The sequence below is a fragment of the Subtercola endophyticus genome, from assembly GCF_021044565.1.
In the GTDB taxonomy this organism is placed as follows: Bacteria; Actinomycetota; Actinomycetes; order Actinomycetales; family Microbacteriaceae; genus Subtercola; species Subtercola endophyticus.
This window is the reverse complement of record NZ_CP087997.1, coordinates 3,758,350-3,784,820: the sequence shown is the minus strand read 5'-3', so window position 1 is coordinate 3,784,820 and position 26,471 is coordinate 3,758,350. Positions and strand designations below refer to the sequence as shown.

Sequence of the window (26,471 nt, the reverse complement as noted above, 5' to 3'; positions counted from 1 at the left end):
CATGCCCAGAACCGCCGCCGTTCGTGCCGGCCGCCGCGCCCGTGCGCTGACCCTCGCGTTCTCGGTGACGCTCGCCGTGGGTCTGCTCGCGTCGCTGCCCGCGGTGCGAGCGGATGCTGCTGAGCCGAGCTCGCCAGCCGACCCGACTTCGACCGCCGCCTGCGCCAGCTCGACGATCACGGTGCCCGCCGGGGTGACGTTCGTGCGCATGACGGTCGTCGGGCAGAAGGGGGCCGCGGGTCACGCGTTTTCGGCTGCGGGCGGCACGGGCGGCGACGCCGGAATCGTGCAGGCGGTGGTGCCGGTGCAGCCCGGCCAGCAGTTGTGGCTCGCTGCGGCGTCGGCGTTGATGGCCACCTCTGAGGGGGAGCCGGCGGGCCAGAGTCTCGGTGGGCGCGGATCGTTCGTGTCGAACATCGATCCGTCTCCGTACTGCCCGGGGGGCGCGCATCCGGCGTCTGAATTCCCGACGTCGGCCCTGCTTGCCGTTGCGGGTGGTGGCGGCGGGGGCGGAGGCGGCGGCGATTTCAACGGAGACAGCCACGGCGGCGCGGGAGGGGCCGCGGGCCAGAACGGCGCCGACGGCGGAGACAACGACCGCCAAGACGGCGCGGGCGGCAGCGCCGGCACGGCAACGAGCGGCGGCAACGGGGGCGCCGCGGGCCATCGTGCGGTTGGCGATCCGGGCACCCCCGGCGGCGCGGGCAGCTACCTCACCGGGGGCGCCGCCGGCAACGCGCGACTGGTGGGCACGTTCACGGTCGGCGGATCGGGTGGATCGGGGTTCTACGGCGGGGGCGGAGGGGGCGGCGGCCAGAACGGCGGTTCGGGCGGGGGCGGAGGCGGATCCAACTACCTGCCCCCGTACATCCCGACCGCGGCACCCACCCCCGACCATCCCTCCGGCACCCTGCTCAACGGTTCGACCGACGCCGGCGCCGCGTCTGTGGTGGTCGCGCCGATCTACCCGACGGTGACCACGGTGAGCGTGTCTCCCGACCCGAGCCTGCCTTCCGACGACCTCACCGCCACCGTGCACGTGCAGAGCACAAGCGGAGCACCGGCCACGGGCGGCACCGTGCAGCTGCAGATTCCGGGCCGCGCCGTGCTCAGCGCCACGGTGGCCGCCGGCACCGCGAGCTTCGCCCTCGATACACTTCCGGTCGGCGACACGACGCTGACCGCGACCTACAGCGGTGTCGATACGAGCGAGGCGGTGTTCCAGGCGAGTTCGGCATCGGCGACCCACACGGTGACGCCGTTCTTCACCTCGGCCACCGCAACCCTGTTATCGTCGACACCGAATCCGGCGCTGCGTGGCGACACAGTGACGTTCACCGCCGAAGTCCGAGACACCAGGGCGGAGCACCCGAACGGTGGCACCGTCACCTTCACCGCGCGACCGCAGTTCAGCCCGTCGACGGTCATTCCGCTCGGCACGGCATCCGTGGTCAACGGATTCGCCACGGTGGCCTACCCCTATCTCGCACCGACCGTCTACCAGGTGACGGCGGCCTTCAGCGGCTTCACCTCGCGCACCGAGATCTTTCAGCCGAGCACGAGTTCGCCGCTCGACCAGACGGTCGAAGCAATCACGATGCCGGTGGTCGTCGCCCAGCCGCAGTCGGCCACCATCGTCTACGGAGACCAACCGCCCGTTCTGCGCGCGGCCGCCGTCTCGAATCCGGATCCGGCCTCGCAGTGGCAGGTGTCGGCCGACACGAACACCCCCTTCACCGACATTCCGGGCGCCACCGCAGGCAGCTATCAGCCCCCGGCAGATACGCCGTCGGGCACACGGTTTCGGGTGCTCTTTTCGAACGGGCACGGCACGACCCAGTCGAACATCGCGGTACTCACCGTGACGAAGGCGCGGCTCGTCGTGACGGCCGACGACAAGACGATGGCATTCGGCACGGAGGCGCCCGAGTTCACCGCGAGTTACGGCGCGGGCGACGAAGGCTTCCGGCTCGGCGACGGGCCCGGCTCCCTGCAGGGCACCCTGTTGTGCTCGACATCACTGGCAGCCGGTCCCGACCTCCCCGCCGGACGTTACGCGATAACCTGCACCGGCCAGAGCTCGCCGCACTACGACATCGACTACCGACCGGGCACGCTCGTGGTTGCGGCTGCCGCGCAGGTGATCACGTTCACGAGCGACGCCCCTGACCTGGCACATGTGGGCGACGTCTACAGCGCCGAGGCGACGGGAGGAGCATCCGGTCAACCTGTCGTGTTCCAGGCCGACGCGTCGAGCGCCTCCTGGTGCACGGTGGCGCCCGACGGCCTGGTGTCGTTCGCGTCTGACGTCTCTACCCCCTTCGCAGGCACCTGCACGGTGTACGCAGACCAGGCCGGATCGGGGTTGTACCCACCCGCCGAGCGCGTTTCACAGACCATTGCGGTCGAGAAGTACGCGCCCGCTGTCGATTCATTCGGCGGCCGGCTCTCGATCGAGTCGGGTGAGCAGCGAACTCTGCGCGTGACCGCCTCCGGCAACCCCGAGGTGCGCTACCAGTGGTACTCCTCGCGTGACGACGTGACCTACACGGCCATTCCGCTCGCGCAGTCGTCGCAGTACGTGGTGCACGCGCGCGTAAGCATCGATCGCACCTTCTATAAGGCACTGGTCTACAACGCGACGGGCGACACGCCCTCCGAGGGGCGCGTGTTCTCAGCGGCCACCTTCGTGACGGTCACGCCGACGCCGATCGAGGTTCTGGCGCCCGATGTCTCGATGGAGCAAGGATCCGCGCCACCAACGATCACGCCGGAGTACTCCCCCTTCATCGGCAGCGACACTCCCGAATCGCTCGGCCTCACCGTGACCTGCACCGTCGACGCCACCCCCGCAACCCCTGCCGGCACCTACCCCGATGCCACAACCTGCTCAGGGTTTTCGAACCCCGACTACGCGCCGTACTACGTGGCCGGCACGCTGACGGTTCAGGATGCCGCGGGCACGACCGCGCCGGGCGACCCGGGTGGCGGCGCGGCGGCCGGCGGTAGCGGATCGGGCAGCGGCGCGTCTGGCGGAGGCTCACCGCCTGCCGACGTAACAGCGGGCTCCGACGGCACCTCATCGCTCGGCGGCCACGCGCAGTCTCTCGCGGCTACCGGTCGTACCGCTCCCCCGCTCTCGCTCCTGCTTCTCGCCCTGAGCGCTGCGGCGTTCGGAACCAGCGCAGTCGTGTTCACCCGCGCTCGTCGACGCCGTACGCCCTAGCAAAACGCCACACCCCGCCCGCTCCACGACCGGCCTGTGGAGGGGGCTGGGTGTGGAGGGGGCGGGGTGTGGCGTTCAGATTAGAAGAGGGCGATGGGGTTCGTCGCGCTCGAGGTCACCCCGACCATGCGCCACGGCAGCATGGCGAAGAAGAACTCCGACCGGCCGGTCTCTGTGACTTTCGCCGCGAGATCAGTGAGCTCCATGTTGTCGATCAGCCACAGACCGAGCGCGACGAGGCCGACGGTGTGGATGGGGCGCAACATGTCGAGTCCGTAGCCCGAGGGCTGAACATCCTGAATCGCATCGCCGCCGATCACAGCGACATCTCGCTCACGCAGAAACGGGAGGCACGCCGCCTGCAAGCCCGGCTGATTCGGATTACGGGGCGAGTTCGGGCCCTCAGCGTACGTACGCGCGGCGTGACCGGTGTGCACGAGAAGCGCATCGCCGGAACCGACCGTGACGCCCTGGCGTTCTTCCGCGGCAAGCAGCTCTTCGGGCGTGATCGCATGGCTCGGCTGCAGCCACGGCACCCCGTGCAGAGCAGGGATGTCGAGCAGCACGCCCCGCGTCACGATGCCGTCGCTCGCGTGATGCACCGAGAGCGCTTTCGAGCCCCCGATCGACGTGATCTGATCGGCACCGAAACCGTTGTAGTTCTTGCCGTCCCACGAATAGTGCGCGAGCCCGTCGAGGTGCGTGTTCGATCCGTGCGCGGCGATGCCGACGTATTCGGTGACGCCGTCGAAGCGCACCGTTCCCTTGCCCATGTGGTGCTCGGCTTCGCCGATTCCCATGAACCGCTGCACGACAGCCAACCCCGTGCCCAGCGGATCGGCGTCGTCGGGATCGATGTTGCGAGACAGAGAAACGACCGTACCGTCTTTTACGAGTTGCGCAGCGCGGATTCGGGCCTCGGGGGTGATCAGGTTGAGGGTGCCGAGACGGTCGTCTTCGCCCCATCGGCCCCAGTTCGACAACGAGTCGATGTAGCCGATGACCTCGTCTTGGGTGGGTGTGGTCACAGGTGTCGAGATGGTCATCGGTTTGCTCCTACCAGGTCGGTCTGCTCTGCGGCCTTCGGCTGCTCGGCGATGGTGGTCTGTTCGGCGATCTTGGCGCGGGATTCGGCCAGCGCACCCATGAACGACATGTACAGGGCGCCGCGATCTCCGGTGACGTTGAACATGCGCACCCCGTTGGCGATGAGCTTTTCGTATCCCCCGAACTCCCAGCTCGGAATGGCGATGTACTGGATTCCCGCATCACGGGCGGCCTCGATGACGCGAGTGTGCATCGCCTCGATCTGCGGATGCGCCACATCGCCCTCGAGTCCCAGTGCCATCGAGAGGTCGAACGGCCCGAAGACCAGCCCGTCGAGGCCGGACTCCTTCGCAATCGATTCGACGTTCTCGACGCCTTCGATGTCTTCGATCAGGCCGAACACGAGAACATCGTCGTTGGCTGTGCGGTACGTCTTCTTCCAATCGAGCGCCAGGTGACCAACGCCACGCGTCGACGGGCAGGCGCCCCGGATTCCTTCGGGCGAAAATTTCGCGGCTGCAACGATGGCCCGAGCATCCTCGAGCGTACGGATGTGCGGAGCCATGATGCCGGTGGCGCCCGCGTCTAAGACGCGCTGGATGAACGAGGGGTTGTGGTCGGGCACGCGCACGATCGCGTCGATGTCGACCGCGTCGGCCGCACGAATGAGCGCGTTGATGTCGCTGAGATCGAGAGTCCCGTGCTCTGCGTCGATCCAGGCGAAGTCGTAACCAGTGAGCCCCACCAGCTCGACCGCGTCGGCGCTGGGTAACTGAATCGTCACTCCGAACGCGTTACCGCCCGACTCCAATTTTGTTCTGATTCGACGATGAATGTTGGACACGGCGTTATCTCCTTAAGCGGAATTGCGTACTCTGATCGCATCGCCGAAAGCGCTCCTGTGCGCAATCGCGATACGTCCAGACTCACAAACTCCTGGCGTTCGAACATCGGTCATTTGTCTCGATTGCCTCTCGACGCGCTACGCAAGCCAGGTCGCGCGCACCTCATCGGCGGCCCGGAGTGCGTGGGCGCGCCCTGCTTCGGCACCGATTGCGCGGAACTCGGGGTTGAGAAAGTTCGTGCCGATCGTCTCCTTCGCCTGGTCGTCGAGCGTGATCGTCACGACCGTGGCCGATGCGCGGAGTTTCTCGGCGGCCGCTTCGACGGAGTCGAAACCACCGTTCGTCTCGGCCACCGGTGCGATGACGAGCACACGGTCGTAGCCCGAGCCCAACTGTGCATTGGCGGCTGAGATCATGCCGCCGTCGATCCAGTTGCGCCCCCCGGCCACGACCATCGGCCAGATTCCGGGAACCGCACCTGTCGCGCTCGCGGCTTCGACGATCGAGAGTCCGGAGTGCCGGTCGAGCAGTACGAGTTCGCCCGTGTCGGCGTCGATCGACGTCATGCGCAGGAGGTCGTTGTCCGGCCAGTCGTTGATGCCGAGACGGGTCGCCACGACGCTGGTGCGCAGGTCTGTGCTGATCGTCTCGGCCGTCTTGGCGATGTCACCGAACGCTTTGGCAAGAGGGATGGCTTGCCCGTAGTTGGCCATGTAGGCCTCTTGGTACTTCTGTTGAACTTCGGGGGCCATCGTGGCGCTGACCTCGTTCTCGGCCGGGCCGAACTGCGCCTGGTAGCGTTCTTCGAGGTCGGCCGTGCTCGCGATCAGCGTCGCCGCGAACGATCCGGCTGACGTTCCGATGAGAGCGTCCGTGTGCTGGGCGAGATCGATGCCGGCTTCTTTGAGGCCGGCCAGCACGCCGATCTCCCACGCGATTCCGACCACTCCGCCGCCACCGAGAATCACGACGCGCGTCGTGTCGCTCACGCTGCGACTTCCGCGTCGGCCGACGAACGCAGCGAGAAGTCCGCCGCCTGGGGCTCACGAGACCGACGCCAGTAATCGCTCACCTCGAAGGGGCTCGGCAGCACGACGTACCCGCGCGCGTTGCGGTAATAGGTGTTCGCCTTCGTATCGTGCGACCAGATGAGGTGAGACATCTGCTCTTCGAGCGCCTCCGTATGTGCGTCGTAGGCCTCCTCCGTCACCTCGATCGAGGTCGCGTCGTTCTCGATGAGCAACTGCAGCGATTCGAAGATGAAGTGATTCACCGTCTCGGTCATGAAGTTGTGCCCACCACCGCCATTCGCCACGCCGGTGTGCGGCCCGTCGTTCATGAAGAAGTTCGGGAATCCTGCAATCGATCCGCCGAAGAACGTGCGCGGGCGCAGGTAGTCCTCCCACTTCTCCCGCAGCGTCACACCGTCGCGACCGACGATCTCGACCGGCGACATGAAGTCGAACAGCTGACCCGTCGCCCACACGATCACGTCGAGCTCGTGCAGCGTGCCGTCAGCCGTCACAATTCCTTCGGGAACGACGCGCGCGATGCTCGAGAGCTCAAGGTCGACGTGGTCTTGCTTGAGCGCCCAGTAGTACCCGCCAGGGCCGTCACCGCCCGGATCGCCTACCGGACGTTTGCCTGCGAACGGAAAGTCGGGAGTCACCGCCTTTCCGAGTTCCGAATCGCCGAACGTGTCGTTGATGTAGTCGAGGCCGGCCTGGCGAGCCATCGCGTTCCATTCCGAGATGGAATCCGGATGCTCTGCCATCCAGTCGAGATCGACCCTGTTCATGGCGCCGACGAGCGCGTTGGACTGGATGAACCCAGAGGTGCGCGCCCAGTGCAGGTAGTACGGCACGTGGCGACGCAGCCACCGCTCGCTGTTACTGACCAGACCGTCGCCGCGCTGATTGCGCCCGAGCCAGACGGGCTGACGCTGAAAGACCGTCAGGTGATCGACCTCGGTCGCAATCGACGAAATCACCTGCACCCCGGCCGCGCCGACCCCGACGACGCCGACACGCTTGCCCTGGAGAGAGACATCGTCGATCCAGGTCGCGGTGTGCAGTGACTGCCCCGCGAAATCTTCGATGCCTTCGACGTTCGGGTAATTCGGGCGGCACAGGTGCCCTGCCCCACCGATGACCGCATTGACGCGCACGGTACGGCTGGAGTTGTCTGTCGACAGCACCGTGAGTTCCCAGAGCTGCTCCTGCTCGAGCCACACCATTCGGGTGACCTCCGAGTTGAACGAAATGTGCTTCTCCAGCTCGAACTTCTCGGCGATCTGGGTGAGATAGGCCCGGTACTCCTTGCCGAGCGGAAAGTGCTTGCTCCAGTCGGGTGTGACGTTCCACGACAACGAGTAGATGACGCTCGGGGTATCGACGGCCACGCCAGGGTACCGGGAAGACCACCACAAGCCGCCCACCCCCGACGCCTTCTCGAACAGCTCCCACTCGATGCCGCGGTCGGTGGCCTTCACCGCCGCATCGATACCCGTCATGCCAGCGCCGATGATCGCGACCTTGAAGCCCGCAGGCGCCGACTTGGTCGGGCTGACGTACCGGCCATCCGGTACCCACCCGCCCTGCTCGAGGTTCATGTCCGTGTGCGCGCGGTTGACCGGGAATCCGACGGCAATGTCTTGCATCCGCTCGAACAACGCACGGTCTTCGGCGCCGAGGTACTCGGGCTGATCCTCGCGGGTCAGCGCATCCTCGAGAATCTGCAGGAGTTCCTCACGCACGCCCGGCTCGGCCGAGGCGCCGCCCGCGCTCGCTACGAATCCCAAGCTGATCGGCACGCCGACACGCGACTCGAAGCGGTCGAGCAGCGAAACGTCGCCAGTGGCGTGTACCGCGGACAGCAACAACAGATACTCCGGTGCTTCGGCCGCGTTCGCGCGCAGCTCTTCCGCCGACACCACGGACTTCTTCACCGTGTGAGTGAACTCCGAGCTGAGTCTCGATGTGATCATGAATGCTTCTCCTCTTCGTTGAGCGACCGCGCGAGTGCCCCACAATCTCGACAGCACTTCGAGGCACGACATTAAACATTATATATGAAGCTCGGTTCAAAAGCATCATGTCGGGTCAGCGCGGTCACTCCGAGGCGGCCGGGCCTTCCTTCTCATCGATCGGCTCTCGGCGCGGCCGAATCGGAAGGCGTTTGATCGTCTCGTCGTGGCTGAACGCCTCAGCGTCGAAACCGACGATGGTGTCTCGAAGCTGTCGAAGGTTGCCCTGTTCGAAGTAGAGCGCACGAAGCATGTGGTCGTTGACCGCCCGCGGAAAAAGGAGCGCAGGATTCTCGGACATACCGAGCTCGACCATTCGACGATGACCCCACTGCGTTGTGCGAATCGCCTCGTCGACCTCGGTCAAACGGGCGTCGATGACAGCCAGGGCCGCCGGCGCAGACTCGCTGTCGGCGAAGTACACCTTCAAGAGCACGGAGTTCTTGACGACGACGGTTTCACTGACGGGGCTCTCAGAAACCCAGTGGGCCAGCGCTCGATCGCCTTCGGGCGTGCTCTGGTACAGATGCGTAATGCGATCCTTGCTGAGGTCCACCGCGCGTTGCTCGACCAGCCCGAGCTCGAGCAGGCGCGCGAGCTCCCGGCGAATGTGACTCACCGCGGGCGACCAGTAGAAGTTCCGGAAGTCCCAATAAGCCCGCACCTTGATCTCCGACGGCGTCAGTTCCTCGTGATGCACCGAGAGAACGCCCAGAACGGCGTAGGCGGTGGCCGGAAGAAACCCGGGCGCCGAGCGCTCCGATTCGTCGCCGTCGTCTGCCATGGCTCAATGATAGGGCTCGGCTATCGGCACACACGGTGAGTGAGACGATAGCCGAGCACTCATCAGTCGATCGGCACGCTGATGCTCTTGTGGTGCACATACTCCTCTATGCCGGCGCGACCGCCCTCTCGCCCGAAGCCGCTCGACTTGACGCCGCCGAACGGCGAGGTGGGATTCAGGGGCGGGAACGAATTGATGCCGACCCAACCCGCGTCGAGATCATCGGCGACACGGTGCGCGCGCGCCACGTCTTGCGTGTGCAGATAGGCGCCGAGGCCGAACGTGCTGTCGTTTGCGATACTCACCGCCTCCGCCTCGTCGTGGAACTTGATCACGCTGAGCACCGGGCCGAAGATCTCCTCCTGAGCGATGCGACTGCTGTTATCGACGTCGGCGAAGATCGTCGGTTCGATGAAGAACCCGTTCTGCAGGTCGCCGCCGACACGCTTTCCGCCGGTCACGAGCCGACTCGAGCCGTCGTTTCGCGCAATCTCGATGTAGTCCATGATGCGGTCGAACGCCACCTCACCGATGACCGGACCCATCACTTTCGTCAGATCGAGCGGATCGCCCAGCGGCGCGTTCTCGGCGATGGCCTGCACCCGGGCGATCACGTCGTCGTATACCGTGTCTTGCACGAGCAGCCGGGTCGGGAAGAGGCATCCCTGGCCCGCACCGAGCACAGCACCCATCATCGTCGACATGAGGGTGGCGCTGTCGAGGTCGGCATCGGCGAAGATCAGGTTCGCAGACTTGCCACCGAGCTCCATGACAACGGGAGTCAGCGTCTCGGCGGCGCGCGCCATGATCTGGGTGCCGGTCGACGGGCCGCCGGTGAATGACACCTTCTTCACGTCAGGGTGATCGATGATCGCCTTCGAGACCGAGCGGCCACCGTTGAGCACGCCCAGAACGCCGGCCGGCAGTCCGGCTTCGGCGCAGATCTGCGCGAGTCGCATCACGGCGAACGGGCTCAGCTCCGGCGTCTTCAGAACGACGCAGTTGCCGGCCGCCAGCGCCGGGGCGAGTTTCATCGCGGCGACATTGAGCGGCCCGTTCCACGGGATCAGCGCTCCGATCACGCCGTATGGTTCGTATCGGGTGTAGCTGAGCGACCGGCCGGGATAGCCGTGGTTCAGCTCGCCGGCGAACTTATCGGCCCAGCCCGCGTAGTACTCCCACCAGTCCACCGCCGGGGCGACGGAGAAGACCGAGCGTGGGCTGCCCGTCTCCAGAGCCACGATCGTCTTCATCTGCTCGTCGCTCTCGCTGAGCAACCGGGCGATGGTCAGCAGGATGCCGCGCCGCTCATTGACGGGAGTTCGCTTCCATGCGGGGAAGGCAAGGCGTGCGGCTCGCACCGCATCGTCGACCTCTTTCTGCCCCGCGGCCGGAAACTCCAGCAGCAGCTCGTTGGTCGAGGGATCGACGCGCCGCAGGCTCTCGCCGGTGGTTGTGGTGACCCATTCGCCGCCGATCAGCTGGCCGGGTTCTGGAAGCGACGTCTTGGCTTCGATGTGATCCACAGCGATACTCATCAGCTGATCAGCGCTCCTGCATCGATCGGCAATTGCACACCGGTGATGAAGCGTGATTCGTCTGACGCGAGGAACAACACGGCGTTCGAGATATCGACCGCTTCGACCCACGGTGTGGGCAGAATGTTCCCCGCACCCATCCGTGGCGCGACGTTCTCTTTGGTGCGTTCCTCGGGTGGCAGGTCGGGAGCGAACAGGTCGTAGGTCGCCTGGTTCATGATCATGTCGGTGTTCACCGAGGTGGGGTGCACCGAATTGACCCGGATGCTCTCGGCGCCGAGTTCGAGGGCGAAGGTCTTCATCAATCCGATCACGCCGTGCTTCGCTGCAGCATAGTGACCGATGTGCTGGCCGGAGCGGATTCCGGCGACCGAGCTGGTCAAAATGATGGATCCGCCCTTACCGCCGGCTCGCAGGTGCGGCACGGCCGCCTTGACCGTGTGCCACACCCCGGTCAGGTTCACGTCGATCATGTCTTGCCACTGCTGTTCGGGCAGCTCATCCAGCGACGCGTAGCTGAAGATGCCCGCGTTCGCGCTGACGATGTCGATGCCCCCGAGCTGCGCAACGCCGGCATCGATCGCCGCCTTGACGGAGCCGTAGTCACGCACATCGGCCTGACTGGCGACGATTCGCCGGTCGAGCGCCTCGATCTGCCGAACAGTCTCGGCAAGATCATCCGAGGTTCCCATGCCGTATGGCACGCTGTCGATCTGATCGCAAATGTCGAGGGCGATGATGTCTGCCCCCTCCTGGGCGAGTCGCAGGGCGTGGCTGCGGCCCTGCCCTCGTGCCGCTCCTGTGATCAGTGCGATTTTTCCTTCTACTCGCCCCATTGCGAGCCTCCTTTATTTCGTGCGACGAATCGCTCGGTGTGTGGTTTGCGGTGCCTTCGACCCGTGGTGGCCGTGCGATCGCTCCTCGATCCGTTTCTTCAGGCGGAGACTTCTGCACCCTCGAGGTGGAAACCGCGGTAGTCGTCTGCGGCGACCTCTTCGAGTACCGACTCGAAACGGCCGACCCCACCGGCATACGGCATGAAGACGATCTTCTTTCCGGGCACATTCGAGCCGGTGTACCAGGAGTTGGCATTCGCCGCGAACCGGTAGAGCGATTCCTGGGCGACGTCGGCCACGTGATCCATCCACTCTGCCTCCGAATGCGCATCCACCTCGATCGTGTCGGCGTGCACGCTTTCGGCGTGTTCGATCAGACCGCAGATGAAGTCGATGCTCTGTTCAGTCGTGGTGATGACGTTCGACAACACCGACGGACCACCGGGCGCGGTGATGAGGAAGAGGTTCGGGAAGTCGCTCATCTGCATGCCGAGGTAGGTCTTCGGTCCGTCAGCCCAGTTCTCCTTGATGGAGACGCCCGAGCGGCCGCGAGCATCGATCGACGTGAAGCTACCGGTCAACCCGTCGTATCCGGTCGCGAAGATGATGTCGTCGACCTCGAATTCCGCATTCTCGGTCTTGATGCTGTGCGCTGTGATCTCGACGATCGGATCGTTCACGACGCTGTGCAGCGTGACATTGTCACGGTTGTAGGTCTCGTAGTAGTTCGTACCGACGATGATGCGGTTGATGCCGATGGGGTAGCCGTACGGCACGAGAGCTTCTGCGGTCGCAGGGTCTTCGACGATTTCACGGATCTTGCCCCGGCAGAAGTCGGCGACGATGTCGTTGACCTCCTGAACTTTGAGCCCGAGGTGGTCGGCGAAATAGGTGACGAACCCGCCGATGTCTCCGGCGTTCCAGCGCTCCTCCAAGTAGGCCTGCAGCTCGTCGCCGTGGTAGTCGAGCAGATTGGTGGTCGGCACAGGGAAGGGCGTTCCGTAGTCACCACGCCTGGCCATGGCACGCAGCACCGGGTAGGCATCCTTGACCGGCCTGGCCTCTTCTTCGCTGACCGCTACGTTGACCGCGGGCAAAACGAACTTAGGCATGCGCTGGATCACGAGAACCTCTGCCGCCTGTTCGGCGACGACGGGAAGCGTCTGCACTCCCGTCGAACCCGTGCCGATGAGTGCGACCCGTCGACCGGTGAAATCGATCTCCTCGTGCGGCCAGCGGCCCGTGTGAAACCAGCGCCCTTCGAAGCCGTCGAGTCCGGGAATCGCCGGCACACGGGATTCACTCAGGGCACCCGTCGCGAGAATGAGGTACCGCGACTCGATCTCTTCGCCGGAATCGGTCACCGAAGTCCAACGCGATGTCTCGTCGTTCCACGTGGCGCCCGTGAGTACGGTGCTGAACGAGATGTCTTTCAGCATGTCTTCGCGCCGGGCGATCTCCTCCATGTACTCCCTGATCGCGGCGTGAGTGCCGAATCGCTCAGGCCAGCTCCACTCGTCGTTGATCTCTGGTGTGTACGAGACCGTGTAGAACAGGCTCGGAATGTCACATCGGCACCCCGGGTAGCGGTTCCAATACCACGTGCCGCCCACCCCCGCCGCCTTTTCGACAATCCTCGAGCGAAGGCCGAGCTTGCGCAGCTTGTGCAGCTGGTACATTCCGGCGAAACCCGCACCGACAATGACTGCATCGACGACGGAATCGTTACGCGTGCCTTTTTGCATGATGATGAGTCCCTTCAGTTCTTCGCGGTGGTTGGAACGAGCGTCAATTCGAGCGACTCGGCCAGATAGCCGACAGCGTCTGCGCTGGCCGGGAGAATGTTGACCATGTGAAAGAACCCGTGCATCTGGCCGTCGAAGACCTGTCGGCGCACCGGCACTCCGGCTGATTCGAGCGCGGCGGCATAGGCCTCGCCCTCGCTGCGCAGCACATCGTCTGACGCTTGCAGAATGATCGCCGGGGGCAGATCCGCCAGGTTCGACGCCCGCAACGGGCTGGCATCTGCGTTTGCGCGCAGTTCCTCGGCCGCGTAGTGATCCCAGAACCACGCCATGCTGGCCCGCGTGAGGGCGAGCTGATTGGCGGGATCGACGTACGACGGCCGATCGAGATCGGCATCGGTGACGGGATAGATCAGAACCTGAGCCGCGATGGCAGGACCTTCCTCGTCGCGAGCGCGCTGGCTGATCACTGCGGCGAGATTGCCCCCTGCGCTGTCGCCGGCCACGACCAGCGGCACCACGCCGCCGGCGATCGCCTCGAGGTGGTCTGAGACCCAGCCAAGAGCTTGCCACGCATCATCCACCGGCGCCGGGTACGGATGCTCGGGCGCCTTGCGATAGTCGGCGAGCACCACGGCATATCCGGTCGCTGCAGCGATAGATCGGGCGACCGCGTCGTAGAGGTCGATGCTGCCGACGACCCAGCCGCCGCCGTGCAGGTAGAGAATGACGCCGCGTGGGTGTTCGTGTGGAACGAGAGTGCGTACCCTGAACCGATCGCCGTCAGCCGTGTCGAGAACGGTGTTCTCGACACGCACCATGTCAGCGCCGGCGCCGAACATCGACGCCATCATCGGTTCTCCCGCACGCGCCTCAGCGGGAGTCATTTGTTCGAGCGGTTTTCCGCCGAACTGGGCCATTTGGGTCAGGAATTGGGTGGTTGCTTGGTCGAGTGCCACGTATGGACCTTTCGTCAACAGAGACTTTTAGTCGTGCTGTGAGAAGACATCTGCCCTACGGAGACGCGCGACGGTGCGCGCCTACTGAACCCGAATTTTTTCCATCGATACGATTCAGGGCAGATAATCTGGGGGATTTTTTGCCGATTCGACGGGGTCCGCAGCTGATCATTGATGCGCAACTAGTCGATTCAAGCTCTTATAGCAGCCAGTATGCACCGAACTAATAGTCCCGTCAATGAAAGAAACACATTTCGGCTAAGAGCATCGCGAAATTCGATTCAGACCAGATCTTTGTACACAGCTCGTCTGCTCGGATGCGCGAGCTTGGCGAGCGAAATCGACTCCAGCCGTCGAACGTCGCGAGGGGCCACGCCGAGCACATCAGCCGTCGTCAGATACGACAAAGGATCCGAGCCATCGAGCCCGTAGAGCATCTCGAGCACTGCACTCTCGTCGCGCGCGAGGGTCTTCACAGCCGAACGAATGACGTCGGTCATCTCCTGAGTCTCGGCGAGACCTTCAGGGGACGGGGAGTTGCGGTCGACCAGAATCTGGCCCACCTCGATGTCTGTTCCCTCGATGAGGGTGTTGAGGGAGTTCGGTTCACGCACGGCCGAACGAAAGTCTTTCAGCCGCACAAGATCCATTCCGAGATCGTCGGCGACTTCGATATCCCGCGGCGCCCTTCCCAGTTCGCTTTCGAGATACTCCTCAGTGCGGGTCAGTTGCGCCAACCGCACCTGGGCATTATGCGGAAGCCGGATGATGCGTGCTGCCGATATCTCGTCGCTGATCGCCTTGCGCACCCACCATGTCGCGTACGTAGAAAAGGCAAAGCCTTTGCTGTGATCGAACCGCCAGACCGCGTTCAGCAGGCCGATGTTGCCACCCTGGACCAGGTCGCCGAGCGGCACGCCGAGCCGGGCGAAGGGGGCGGCGATCGAAACGACGAGTCTGAGGTTGCAGTGCATCAGCCGAATGAAGGCCGTATGACCGAGCGAAACCAGCGTGGCGAGGTCGCTTCGATCACGATCGTCGAGTTCGATCGACGTCTCAAGGCGCTCGCGAGCGAGAAGTCCGACGTCGATCGCCGTAGCCAGTTCGGCGACTTCGCTTCGAGACAGAACCGGGAACGCTCTGGCATTCGACGCCAGTTCAGAAACGACGCCCCCCTGCATCGGACTACTGAATGAGCCCATTGCGGCTTCCTTCCAATACGACCATCTGTGACGATAATCGTCAGATCAGGCCGTGTCTACGACCGTTTGAGCGGCAGACTATTGCCCAACAGGTCTGACTACCTCAATTCTCGACGGGCTGATCGAAGTAATCGCGAGCTGCGCTGATCGTCGGCCCGAGGTCGTTCTCGGTGTCACGGTCGCTCCGCCAGACCAAATACGTCGACGACTTCGGAGAGTCTGCCAGAGGCCGAATAATGACATCGTCGCCGGCGAGGTATTTGTACCAGGGCGATTTCGGGCTCGCCATCGTGAAACAACACGAATCCCCGGCCGCGATCATCGCCGAAAGACCCCCGATGATTTCGGTCTCGACGGGAACCAGTTCCGTCACGGTCTCCCGATACGGATCGAATTCACTGCCGAACGGTGCGGTGCCGGGCTGCAGCAGAAGACGAAGCCCCCGCAAGTTCTCGGGCCGAACCTCTTCGAGCTCTGCGTATTCAGGTCGATTGGGCAGGGCGAGCGCCGGTGTCTCGCGCAGCACCTCCCAGTAGTCGAGTCGACGGTCATCCACTCGCCGATTGACGAGCCCGAACGTCAGCTTGCCGTTGATCAGCCTGTCCATCTGAGCGAAAGAGTCGAGGGACTCGAGGCGTACCGATGCGGAGGGGTCGACCCGCTTGACCACCCCGATCAGACCCGTGATGAGTTCCGACGGCACCGATCTGATTCCGACGTAGTATTCGGCAAAACCCTGCAGGCGCTTATTCATCTCCCGGCGCAGGGCGTCCATGTCGGCAATTGTCTTCTCTGCGTGGGGAACCAACGCGATGCCCAGCGGGGTGAGCGCCACCTTGCGAGTGCCGCGAACGAACAGCGCCCCGCCGATCTCCAACTCCAGTTGCTGGATGCTGCGACTCAGCGGAGATGCCGCCATCATCAATCGCTCAGCAGCGCGCGAATAGTTGAGCGCCTCTGCTACGGCGAGAAAATGTCGGAGGTGACGTACGTCCATACGCACCATTATGACCCGATGTGTTCTAATCGCACCCGATCTTGGTCGTGGACTCTGAATCGAAGGACTCCTAGAGTCTGAATACTCCTGTGGTCAGGGATGGTCAGCGGTGATCACCCATAAACGCCACAAGAAAGGTCGCTCTCATGGCTGCGTCTCTCAGAGACCTCATCGCCTCACGCAAACCCGTCGTCGCTCCGTCGATCTACGACGGGATCTCTGCTCTCGTGCTCAAAGAATTCGGATTCGAAGCTGCGTACATCGGCAGTTACGGCACAGGTGCCACCAAGTACGGGCTCCCCGACATCGGGTACATCGGTGTCGACGACATGGCCGACCAAGTCCGACGTCTCGCCCCCGTCGCCGACGTACCGATCATCGTCGACGGCGAAGGCGGCTGGGGCAATCCCCTTCACGTCGCGCGCTCGGTGAGAATTCTCGAGCGGGCCGGGGCCGCTGCGACCCACATCGAAGACCATGACTTCGGCAAGCACATCACGGCTAAGCCCCGCGTCATCTCGACGAAGGCCGCCGTCGATAAGATCAAGTCGGCGCTCGACGCCCGGGCATCCGATGAGTTCATGATCATCGCCCGCACAGACTCGTCAGGCAGCGAAGGCCCTGAGGCGGCCGTCGACCGGGTTCTGGCCTATCAAGAGGCCGGCGCCGATGGAATTTTCGTCGCTGGAATGCTCGACGAGCCGTCGCGCCTCAGACTCAACGCAGAACGTCGAGTGCCCTTGTTCAACACCAATTTTCCAGGGCTCACCAACGCCGACCAGTTCGCCTCGGGCGTCGACGTCGTGCTCTATTACGCGATCGGGCATATGGCCGCCACTCAGGGGCTCCGAAACGCCTTCAGCACCTTGGCTCGCGACGATTCCGCCGTCGCGCTCGAAGAGGGGTTCGGCGGAATCGCGGGAATCGTCGGCTACGACGACTTTTTGGGCATTCCGGATGCCCGCGAGAACGCCGCGAAATACGGGCTGCTCGACTGAGACCTGTCGCTCCGAGGATGCGAGTCCCCTATCAAACATAATATATTATGAGGACACCGCATCGAACAAGGGAGTCAGCAGTGTCTGAAGCAATGAGAGTCGTCATCGGTTGGGAAGGTCGATACTTCGAAGACTTCACGGTCGGCGATATCTACTATCACCCGATGGCACGCACGCTGACCACGACCGATAATCAGTGGTTCACGCTCGTGACGCAGAACACGTCGAAGACTCACTTGGATGCCGAATTCGCCAAGCAGACCGAATACAAGCTGCCCCTGATGAACTCGACGTTCGTTCTGGCGCTGGTCACGGGGCAATCGACTATCGACCTCTCGTTCAACGTCTACGCCAACCTCGGTTGGGACGAGGTTCGACTGCCCGCCCCGGTGTTCGAAGGCGACACGATCTATTCACGATCGACCGTCTTGTCGGTTCGCCCGTCGGGCTCGAAACCCACTCTCGGAATCGTCAAAGTGGGCACAGAGGGCTACAACCAGCACGGCGTCGTGGTCATCCGCTACCAGCGCACGTTCATGGTGTACCGTCAGGGTTTCGGTCCGCATCTTGAAGGCAACCGGCCCGATGAATCGTCGTTGGCCGAGATGCACCTGGCCAACGACAGGTGAGCGACACGCTGGTGGATGTCGCGTCAGCCATCTCCTTTCTCTTCGTTCCCGGCGACCGGCCGGAACGTTTTCTCAAAGCGGCGCACTCGCTCGCCGATGTCGTGATCATCGACTGGGAAGACGCCGTTGCGAGCGAGTCGGCACCGGCGGCACGCGCGAACACCATCGCGGCCCTGACCGAAGCCGAGCATCCGCCCGCCCTTGTGCGCATCAGCCCCGACGCCAGCGAGCGGCTCTCGGCCGATCTTGCAGCCATCGAACAACTCGTTTCGTCACCGCTTCATCGACTGCTCGGAATCGTTCTCGCGAAGGCCGAGAGTGCCGAGCACGTTGCTCGTATGCGCAGACTGCTGCCCGCCGAACTCAGCGTCATACCGCTGATCGAATCGGCGAGAGGGCTTGCCGCCGTTGCGAGCATCGCCTCCGTTGCCGGCGTCACCAGACTCGCCTTCGGTGCGGTCGACTTCTCGCTCGATGTCGGTGCGAGCCCCGACAGCGAGACAAGTGTCTTCGCCCGCGCTCAGCTCGTGCTGGCGTCTCGTGTGGCGCAGTTGCCGGGCCCTCTCGAGTCGCCCTCGGTCGAGATCTCTGACGCAGTCGCCGTGCGCGCCCTGGCTCGACGCGCGAACGACATGGGCTTCGGCGGCATGCTCGCCATCCATCCTCGCCAACTACCCCTCATCAGAGAGTCGTTCGCGCCCACTCCCGAACAGGTGCGCTGGGCAGAGGCGGTTGTCACGGCAGGATCGGGCGCATCGCAAGTCGACGGCCAACTCGTCGACCGGCCCGTCGTGGAGCGCGCCCGCAAGCTGCTCGCGCGAGCCGCCTCATGAACGGACTCCCCCTCGCCGGCATCACCGTCGTATCGATCGAACAGGCCGTCGCAGCTCCCTTCGCCACGCGTCAGTTGGCAGATCTCGGTGCGAGAGTCATCAAGATCGAGCGCGATACCGGCGATTTCGCGCGTGGTTATGACACCAGCGTTCGAGGTCTGGCGAGCTACTTCGTCTGGCTGAACCGCGGAAAAGAGAGCGTCGTTCTCGACCTCAAATCCGACTCGGGGCAGAGCGCTCTGAAGAAGCTCGTATCGCGGGCAGATGTCTTCGTACAGAACCTCGCCCCCGGCGCCGTCGAGCGCCTCGGCCTGGGGCCGGCCGAAGCCCGAGAGCTCAACCCCCGTCTGATTCACACCTCGATCTCGGGATACGGGCGAGGCGGCTCGTACGAGAACAAGAAAGCCTACGACTTGCTGATTCAATGCGAGGCCGGCTTTCTCAGCGTGACCGGAACTCCAGAAGCACCGGCGAAGGCCGGCATTTCGATCGCCGACATCGCCGCGGGAATGTACGCCTACTCCGGAATCCTCACGGCGATCATCCAGCGTTCGATCACCGGTGCGGGTTCGACGCTCGAGATCTCGATGCTCGAGGCACTCGGCGAGTGGATGGCTCAACCCTACTTCTACGCAGAATACGGTGGCACCCAGCAGCCCCGCAGCGGGGCACAGCACGCTACCATCGCGCCATACGGGCCGTTTCCCACCGCCGACGGCACAGTGTTCTTCGGAATTCAGAACGAGCGAGAGTGGCGCGCCTTCTGCGAGACAGTGTTGCATGCACCGGATGTCGCGGCGAACGATCTCTTCCTCTCGAACACCCTCAGGGTAACGAACCGCCCCGCGCTTCACCGCCAGATCGAGTCCGTGTTCCGCGGTCTGTCGTCGGAGCAGATACTCGCACGCCTCGACTCGGCGGGCATCGCGAACGCCGCGCTTCGCGATATGAGGGGGTTCGCCGAGCATCCACAGCTCGCAGAGCGAAACCGCTGGCAGAATGTCGAAACCTCGGCCGGTGCGATCCGGTCGCTCATCCCTCCCGTTACGACGGCAGACTTCGAGTACCGCATGGGCAAGGTGCCCGCGCTCGGCGAAGACACCGACCGCGTGCTCGATGAGCTCAGCAGAGACTGACGAAGTCGAATCACGACGAGCTGCAAACTCGCACGCACAAGGGCCCTTGCGCTCCTCATGATGAAAGAGAGCAGAAGGGCCCTTGTGCTGTGCCCAGCTAGTGCGAGATGACGGGATTCTCGGACGCGGCCTCAGCTTGCACTTCGGCGACGGCTTCCACAACCGTGCCGCGCTGATCCATCGGCTTCACCTTGCGAATGATGATGGTCACGATGAGGCCGATGACCGCAGTGATGATCACGTAGATGAGGGTCGAATTCCAGGCCGCGACCGAGGGTGCCGTCGTTCCCGGTACTGTGCTCGAGGCCAGAATGATACCGACGATGGCCGTGCCGATAGCGGCGAACAGCGTGCGACCGACCGAGAAGATCAGGCCGACGGCCTCACTGGTGTCACTGGCTGACACCAGCTCGACGATGATGTTCGGAATACCGACCAGAATCAGCGCCGTTCCCAGACCTGTCACCACGACGGCGACGATCGACAGGGGCAGGCTGTGAACCGAGAAGATGAACAGAACGCTGCCGATGATGGCAATTCCGAAGCCGAGCGCCAAGGTGACCTTGGCGCCGAACTTGCTGGCGATCCGTCCGCCTACCGGCGAGAGAGCAAACCCGAGGACTCCCGAGATCAGGCCGTACAGGCCGGCCTCCGTCGGCGTGAGGCCGAGCCCCACGGGAAGCGATGCGGGGCTCTGCTGAAGGATCGGAGTGATCAGGGCGGTCGCCGCGAAGATGCCGAGACCGGCGGCCGCCGTCGCGACCAGGGTGAGCACCAGCGAGCGCCGCTTGAACAGGCGAAGGTTGAACATCGGGTTCTTGATGCGCAGTTCCCAGACGATCCAGAAGGCGAAGAGAATAGCGCCGATGCCGATCAATCCGATGACCAGGGCACTCGCTCCTTGGGAGCGCGCCGTGTTCACCCCGAAGAGAATCGCCGCGATGGCGGGGGCCATGACGACTGCCCCCAGAATGTCGAGCCGAGCGCGAGGCTCGGTTGAGACAACAGATCGCGGCAGACCGAGGGCGACAAGCAGCGCGATGATGGCCAGAATTCCCGAAGCCACGAAGATGCTGTGCCAGCCGCTGGTGTCGAGCAGGATGCCGGCCGCGAGGGCCGCAAGCGAACCACCGATGATAGACACACCAGTCGTCAGGCTGATGAGCACAGGCACCCGCGGTGCGGGCACGGTCTCTCGCGCGATTCCAGCCAACAGCGGGAAGAGGGCGGCACTGGTACCTTGAAGCGCCCGGCCGACGAGAATGCCTTCGAAGTTGCCTGCGATGATGCTGATGATGGAGCCGACAGCAGAGATGATCATCAGAGCGACGAGCACCTTCTTTCGGCCGTAAATGTCACCGAGTCGTCCCGCAATGGCTGCTGTGCCGGCACCCACGAGAAGAAAGACCGTGACCGCCCAGGAAATGGCAGCGGCATCGAGTTGGAACGCTTTCATCAGGGTCGGAATGGCCGTGTAGACCATGACCTGTTCGAAAACGCCAGTGAATTCGATCACCATGAAGATGGCGACGATCACTGCGTACGGCCTGAGTTTCACCGAAGGCGGTGGGGTCAGAGATGTCATGAACTGTCCTAACTACGTTGTTGGAGAGCGGTTCGAGATGTGTCATCCGACGGTGGCGCCGCGGCGCAGTCGGATCGATTAAGATATATTATGCAAATTATATGCAGAAGGGAAGCGTGTTTGCTGAAGCCATACCGACGGCCACGTTGCGCTCGCCGGTAATTCTTGACGTTAGAAGCTGCAGCGCGTCACGTCCACGACCGAATCGCGCACGGTGCATTGCCGAAATAGTCCGGATGCGCGTTTGCCGCCGCCCGATGACCGCGCTCTCGAGAACGATGCGTCGCCGATTCGACGAGCGTCACACCGCTAAGCGGTCACTTCTCGCCGGCAGCCGAACGAAGATCGAATTCCGTCGCGAGGAGTTCGCCGGAATGCACGATGTGGTCTGCCATGGCCGCTCGAGCCGACTCTCGGTTACCCGAGGTGATCGCACCGAGTATCTCGGAGTGGTCTTTCGTCGTCGTCGCCGGCCAGCCTTCGATCTGCGAGTAGAACAGATGCGGAACGTACCGCCCGATCAGGCCCAATACCCACGAGATCTTGCGGGCATCGGCGATCTTATTGATCTGGCGATGAAAGGCGTGGTTCTTCTCTTCGAGCACGACCAGGTCGCGACGGCGAGCGGCGGCGAGAAGTTCGTGGTGCAGAGCCTCGAGTTCAGCGATCTGATCAGGCGTCGCGCGATCGGTCGCCCGCGCAGCGAGCTCCCCTGCGATCAACGCGTGGGCCGTGAACAAGTCGCGAATATCTTGGCCCGTGAGCGGGGCGACGATGAAACCGCGCCGTGGATACAGATAGAGAAAACCTTCGACGCGCAGTGCCTGCAGAGACTCCCGAGCAGGTGTCGTCGAAATACCCAGAGCTTCGCCGATGGTTTCTGGTCGAACCGAATCGCCCGGAAGCAGCCGCCCCGACATGATCAGGTTTCGAACGTACGCAGACGCATCGTCGCTCAGCTGCGAGCGACTACCTACGCTCTGTGGCTGAAAAGTCACATCATCCTCCTGAGCACAGAGTATCGCGTGATGCCGCCCGCTCGACCGCAGCGCCCCGACGACATGCGCTTGTTTGCTCGAGAGAATTCGGCAGGAATGCGCACGGCGGATGCGAAAATGTCCTAATATATTCTATATAAACCGATTCGCCCCCTAAGGAGTAGACCCAAATGACCGGACTAGTGGACGAACGCTCGGCGGAGGAACTCAGCGCGAACGAAGAAGACGAGGCTCTTCTCGTAGCCACGGTCAAGGAGTTCATCGACCGCGAAGTGAAGCCAACGGTGCGCGAGATGGAGCACCGCAACGAGTATCCCGAGAAGTGGATCGAGCAGATGAGGCAGATCGGCATCTTCGGTCTGGCCGTGCCTGAAGAATACGGCGGAATGCCTGTCTCGATGGGGTGTTATGTCGATGTCACCGAGCAGCTCGCGCGTGGCTGGATGAGCTTGGCTGGGGCGATGGGCGGCCACACCGTGGTGGCGAAACTGCTGACGATCTATGGCACCGAAGCGCAGAAAGAGCACTATCTGCCCAAGATGGCCACCGGCGAGATCCGCGCCACGATGGCCTTGACCGAACCTGACGGCGGTTCTGATCTGCAGGCGATGAGCACCATCGCGCGCCGCGATGGTGACGATCTGGTCATCAATGGAGCAAAGACCTGGATCTCGAACGGCCGGCGCTCTGACGTGATCGCGCTGTTGTGCAAGACCGACGCGGCGGCGAATCCACCGTACAAGGGCATGTCCATCGTCTTGGCCACCCATGGCGAGGGCCTCTCCGTGTCTAGCAACCTCCCCAAACTCGGATACAAGGGCGTCGAAGCCGTCGAGCTCTCGTTCAGCGACTATCGCATCTCGGCCGATGCGATTCTCGGAGCGGTTCCCGGCAAGGGGTTCGGGCAGATGATGAAGGGACTCGAGACCGGCCGGATCCAGGTCGCTTCTCGAGCTCTCGGTGTCGCCACCGCAGCCTTCGAAGACTCACTGCGATACGCCCAAGAGCGTGAGACGTTCGGAAAGAAGCTGTGGGAACACCAGTCGATCAGCAATTACCTCGCCGACATGGCGACAAAGCTGACCGCCGCTCGACAGCTCACCAAGTACGCCGCCGCCCGCTATGACAGCGGCGCGCGCAGTGATCTCGAGGCCGGGATGGCGAAGCTCTTCGCCTCGGAGGCGGCGATGGAGATCACCCTGAATGCCATCCGCATTCACGGTGGAAACGGGTACTCCACGGAGTACGACGTCGAACGGTACTTCAGAGATGCGCCTCTGATGATCGTGGGCGAGGGCACGAACGAGATTCAGCGCAACGTCATCACCCAACAGCTCATCTCGCGCGGGGGTCTCTGATGAAGATCGCGGTACTCGTCAAAGAGGTACCCGACACCTGGGAAGATCGCGTCATCGATACCACGACGAAACGCGTCGTACGCTCCGCAGACGTGGTCATCGACGAGATCGACGAGAAGGCGGTCGAAGCTGCACTCCTCGTCGCCGAGGCCAATGCGGGCAGTACCGTGACCGTGGTCACCATGGGTCCGGCCCAGGCTGTCGACACGATTCGCAAGGCACTCGCGATGGGCGCCGACTCGGGTATCCACATTCTCGACGATGCACTCGTCGGGTCAGACGCCGTGCAAACCTCGCTCACCATCGCCGCCGCGCTTTCTCCGCACGGATTCGACCTCGTCATCGCGGGAAACGAGTCGACGGATGGCCGAACTGGAGCCCTTTCGGCAATGCTCGCCGAACGCCTGAACTACGCGCAGGTGACCTTCGTTCGCACCTTGCACGTTCATGGAGCGGTCGTGAGCGGCGAACGCATCACATCGGGCGGACACGTCGAGGTCAGCGCGCTGCTGCCCGCCGTCGTCTCGGTCACGGAACAGATCGCCGAAGCCCGCTTTCCGAATTTCAAGGGCATCCGGGCTGCGAGAAAGAAGCCGGTCTCGACGGTGACGATCGCAGATCTGGGTATCGCCCCCCACGAAGTCGGCGGCGACAATGCGTGGTCTGTGGTGCAGAGCGTGCAAAAAAAGCCGGCGCGTACGACCGGCACGATCATCACCGACGACGGCACCGGCGCGAGGCAACTCGCCGACTATCTCGCCGCAGCAAAACTCATCTAGGAGACGATTTTCTTGTCACAGTCATTTGCGCTCATCGAACTGGCCGGCGGGCTTCCCGACAGCGGTTCGTCTGAACTGCTGGCCGCCGCCGCACTTCTCGGCGAACCCGCCGCCGTGGTCGTCGGCGAACCGGGCTCCTCTGCCTCACTCGCCGACGCCCTCGGGGCGCTGGGCGCTTCGACGGTCTACGTTGCCGAGATCTCCAACGCGGGTGCGACGCTCGTGACCACCCAGGTCGCGGCACTCGCTGCGGCAGCGGCAGCCGCAGGATCAGTTGCCGCGATCGTCGTGAGCAACTCCATCGACGGTCGCGAGATCGGCGCGCGCATCGCGGTGCGGCTGGCCGGCGCCTACCACGCCGACGTGGTCGGAATCGAGAGCGACGCCACCGTGAACCAACAGGCGTTCGGCGGGGCCTACCTCGTCACCACCCGAACGGCGAAGGGTATTTCCGTCATCTCGCTGCGGCCACACTCGATCGACAACACGCTGCCGGCTGTGGTCGCGCGCGTTCATTCGCTCGACACATCGTCGGACACAGCCCCGACTACGAGTGTCGCGGCGCGTCACGAGAAGGGCGGATCATCCACCCGGCCCGGTCTGCAGGCAGCCGACATCGTCGTCTCTGGCGGGCGCGGACTCGGATCGCGTGAGAAGTTCTCGCTGGTCGAGCAACTGGCAGACGCCCTTGGCGGGGCTGTCGGGGCTTCACGCGCGGCAGTCGACGCCGGTTACGTCGACCACTCGATGCAAGTCGGACAAACCGGAGTCACGGTCTCGCCGAATCTCTACGTCGCGCTGGGCATCTCTGGGGCCATTCAGCACAAGGCCGGAATGCAAAGCGCGAAGACGATCGTCGCCATCAACAAAGACGCGAACTCGCCGATCTTCGACGTGTCGGACTTCGGTGTGGTCGGCGACCTCTTCAGCGTGGTGCCGCAGTTGATCGAAGCGGTGAACGCGAGGAAGAGCTGAATGGCAGACCTCTGGTCGCGGTTCAGGCAGAGCCGATGGTTTCGCCTCACCTGGATCGTTCCGGTCGCACTCGCGGCACTCGCGGTGATCGTGGTATTCGCGAACGTCTTTCGTTCGTCGCCGGCAGGAGCATCGTTCCTCATCGACTATCCAGGGGAATCCGGGCTCCCCGCAGGGTCTCCGGTGGGCTTCCCTGCGTGGTTGCAGTGGCAACACTTCTTGAACGCGTTCTTTCTTCTCTTCATTGTGCGTACCGGCTGGCAAGTGCGCACGACGAAGCGCCCGCGAGCGTACTGGACCCGAAACAATTCCGGTCTCGTGAAGACCAAGAACCCTCCCGTTCGCATCTCGCTGCCTCTGTGGCTGCATCTGAGCATGGACAGCCTGTGGGTGGTGAACGGAATCGTCTTCTTCGCACTCATCTTCGCGACCGGTCAGTGGGTGCGCATCGTGCCGACGAACTGGAACATCTTTCCCAACGCCATCTCGGCGGGCATCCAGTATGCATCGTTGAATTGGCCGACCGAAGACGGCTGGGTGAACTACAACGCGCTGCAGACGTTGTCGTATTTTTTCATCGTCTTCATTGCCGCGCCGCTGGCGTTGCTCACCGGGATTCGAATGGCGCCAGGGCTAGCCGCGCGGTTTCACAGCATCGAGAAGGCGTATCCCATCACAGCAGCGCGTGCCGTGCACTTTCCCGTCATGATCGCCTTCGTTGTATTCGTCATCGTGCACGTGACCCTGGTTCTCGCCACCGGCGCGTTACGCAACCTGAACCACATGTACGCCGGGCGCGACGACCAGTCCTGGTGGGGCTTCGGCATCTTCGCCGCGTCGATCGTCGTGATGGCCCTGGCCTGGGTGGCCGCGCGGCCGTCGATTCTCACGTCGGTGGCAGGCAGAACCGGCTCGGTCCGGCGCTAGGGTGAGTTGATTAATATAGAAAGTATAATATACTTAGACGATCAGCCGG

22 protein-coding genes are annotated in these 26,471 nt (G+C 63.5%); 9 read left to right on the top strand and 13 right to left on the bottom strand.

Annotated elements, in window-relative coordinates; genetic code table 11:
* Position 1 precedes the first annotated feature (1 nt).
* The gene (locus LQ955_RS17500) at positions 2 to 3,226 is read left to right on the top strand and encodes an MBG domain-containing protein (RefSeq protein ID WP_304961251.1); all 3,225 of its coding nucleotides are present in this window, start codon (positions 2 to 4) and stop codon (positions 3,224 to 3,226) included.
* 80 nt (positions 3,227 to 3,306) lie between these two features.
* Here LQ955_RS17500 and LQ955_RS17495 read toward each other — a convergent pair whose 3' ends face one another.
* The 11 genes from LQ955_RS17495 to LQ955_RS17445 form a co-directional block, all read right to left on the bottom strand.
* Entirely contained in the window at positions 3,307 to 4,272 is a 966-nt protein-coding gene (locus LQ955_RS17495) for a cyclase family protein (protein ID WP_231025758.1), read from the bottom strand.
* The gene (locus LQ955_RS17490; protein ID WP_231025757.1) at positions 4,269 to 5,057 is read right to left on the bottom strand and encodes an HpcH/HpaI aldolase family protein; all 789 of its coding nucleotides are present in this window, start codon (positions 5,055 to 5,057) and stop codon (positions 4,269 to 4,271) included. Before LQ955_RS17490 ends, LQ955_RS17495 begins: the two co-directional genes overlap by 4 nt.
* A 198-nt stretch (positions 5,058 to 5,255) precedes the next feature.
* Positions 5,256 to 6,107, bottom strand: coding sequence for a patatin-like phospholipase family protein (locus LQ955_RS17485; RefSeq protein ID WP_231025756.1), 852 nt, complete (start codon positions 6,105 to 6,107; stop codon positions 5,256 to 5,258).
* Complete coding sequence (locus LQ955_RS17480) at positions 6,104 to 8,104, bottom strand: flavin-containing monooxygenase (RefSeq protein ID WP_231025755.1); 2,001 nt, start codon at positions 8,102 to 8,104, stop codon at positions 6,104 to 6,106. The genes LQ955_RS17485 and LQ955_RS17480 overlap by 4 nt, the downstream gene beginning before the upstream one ends.
* Before the next feature lie 124 nt (positions 8,105 to 8,228).
* Positions 8,229 to 8,927 (bottom strand): hypothetical protein, encoded by a 699-nt coding sequence (locus tag LQ955_RS17475; RefSeq protein WP_231025754.1) that lies wholly within the window; start codon positions 8,925 to 8,927, stop codon positions 8,229 to 8,231.
* Between the two features lie 62 nt (positions 8,928 to 8,989).
* Entirely contained in the window at positions 8,990 to 10,465 is a 1,476-nt protein-coding gene (locus LQ955_RS17470) for an aldehyde dehydrogenase family protein (protein ID WP_231025753.1), read from the bottom strand.
* Positions 10,465 to 11,301: a mycofactocin-coupled SDR family oxidoreductase gene (locus tag LQ955_RS17465; protein ID WP_231025752.1), complete on the bottom strand. Its 837-nt coding sequence runs from the start codon at positions 11,299 to 11,301 to the stop codon at positions 10,465 to 10,467. The genes LQ955_RS17470 and LQ955_RS17465 overlap by 1 nt, the downstream gene beginning before the upstream one ends.
* 98 nt (positions 11,302 to 11,399) lie before the next feature.
* On the bottom strand, positions 11,400 to 13,046 hold the full coding sequence (locus LQ955_RS17460; RefSeq protein WP_231025751.1) for a flavin-containing monooxygenase: 1,647 nt from the start codon (positions 13,044 to 13,046) through the stop codon (positions 11,400 to 11,402).
* Positions 13,047 to 13,060: 14 nt separating this feature from the next.
* On the bottom strand, positions 13,061 to 14,005 hold the full coding sequence (locus LQ955_RS17455; RefSeq protein ID WP_231025750.1) for an alpha/beta hydrolase: 945 nt from the start codon (positions 14,003 to 14,005) through the stop codon (positions 13,061 to 13,063).
* 281 nt (positions 14,006 to 14,286) lie between these two features.
* Entirely contained in the window at positions 14,287 to 15,207 is a 921-nt protein-coding gene (locus tag LQ955_RS17450; RefSeq protein ID WP_231025749.1) for a sigma-70 family RNA polymerase sigma factor, read from the bottom strand.
* A gap of 103 nt (positions 15,208 to 15,310) precedes the next feature.
* A complete protein-coding gene (locus LQ955_RS17445) occupies positions 15,311 to 16,204 on the bottom strand; it encodes a LysR family transcriptional regulator (RefSeq protein WP_231025748.1) in 894 nt (297 codons plus the stop codon).
* A 146-nt stretch (positions 16,205 to 16,350) separates the two neighbouring features.
* Here LQ955_RS17445 and LQ955_RS17440 point away from each other — a divergent pair, with 146 nt between their 5' ends.
* The 4 genes from LQ955_RS17440 (at position 16,351) to LQ955_RS17425 (ending at position 19,800) form a co-directional block, all read left to right on the top strand.
* Complete coding sequence (locus LQ955_RS17440; RefSeq protein WP_231025747.1) at positions 16,351 to 17,202, top strand: isocitrate lyase/PEP mutase family protein; 852 nt, start codon at positions 16,351 to 16,353, stop codon at positions 17,200 to 17,202.
* 80 nt (positions 17,203 to 17,282) lie between these two features.
* Entirely contained in the window at positions 17,283 to 17,831 is a 549-nt protein-coding gene (locus LQ955_RS17435) for a MaoC family dehydratase (protein ID WP_231025746.1), read from the top strand.
* Positions 17,828 to 18,664, top strand: coding sequence for an HpcH/HpaI aldolase/citrate lyase family protein (locus tag LQ955_RS17430; protein WP_231025745.1), 837 nt, complete (start codon positions 17,828 to 17,830; stop codon positions 18,662 to 18,664). Before LQ955_RS17435 ends, LQ955_RS17430 begins: the two co-directional genes overlap by 4 nt.
* On the top strand, positions 18,661 to 19,800 hold the full coding sequence (locus LQ955_RS17425; RefSeq protein WP_231025744.1) for a CaiB/BaiF CoA transferase family protein: 1,140 nt from the start codon (positions 18,661 to 18,663) through the stop codon (positions 19,798 to 19,800). Before LQ955_RS17430 ends, LQ955_RS17425 begins: the two co-directional genes overlap by 4 nt.
* A 97-nt stretch (positions 19,801 to 19,897) precedes the next feature.
* Here the strand turns inward: LQ955_RS17425 and LQ955_RS17420 are convergent, their stop codons facing one another.
* A complete protein-coding gene (locus LQ955_RS17420) occupies positions 19,898 to 21,385 on the bottom strand; it encodes an MFS transporter (RefSeq protein WP_231025743.1) in 1,488 nt (495 codons plus the stop codon).
* 317 nt (positions 21,386 to 21,702) lie between these two features.
* Positions 21,703 to 22,383, bottom strand: a complete 681-nt coding sequence (locus LQ955_RS17415) for a GntR family transcriptional regulator (protein WP_231025742.1) — start codon at positions 22,381 to 22,383, stop codon at positions 21,703 to 21,705.
* Positions 22,384 to 22,553: 170 nt separating this feature from the next.
* Here LQ955_RS17415 and LQ955_RS17410 point away from each other — a divergent pair, with 170 nt between their 5' ends.
* Genes LQ955_RS17410 through LQ955_RS17395 form a run of 4 tightly spaced genes read left to right on the top strand, consistent with a single transcriptional unit; the run spans position 22,554 to position 26,422 of the window.
* Positions 22,554 to 23,741 (top strand): acyl-CoA dehydrogenase family protein, encoded by a 1,188-nt coding sequence (locus tag LQ955_RS17410; RefSeq protein WP_231025741.1) that lies wholly within the window; start codon positions 22,554 to 22,556, stop codon positions 23,739 to 23,741.
* The gene (locus tag LQ955_RS17405) at positions 23,741 to 24,520 is read left to right on the top strand and encodes an electron transfer flavoprotein subunit beta/FixA family protein (RefSeq protein ID WP_231025740.1); all 780 of its coding nucleotides are present in this window, start codon (positions 23,741 to 23,743) and stop codon (positions 24,518 to 24,520) included. The genes LQ955_RS17410 and LQ955_RS17405 overlap by 1 nt, the downstream gene beginning before the upstream one ends.
* Positions 24,521 to 24,532: 12 nt before the next feature.
* Entirely contained in the window at positions 24,533 to 25,495 is a 963-nt protein-coding gene (locus LQ955_RS17400; protein WP_231025739.1) for an electron transfer flavoprotein subunit alpha/FixB family protein, read from the top strand.
* Entirely contained in the window at positions 25,496 to 26,422 is a 927-nt protein-coding gene (locus LQ955_RS17395; protein WP_231025738.1) for a cytochrome b/b6 domain-containing protein, read from the top strand.
* Positions 26,423 to 26,471 lie beyond the last annotated feature (49 nt).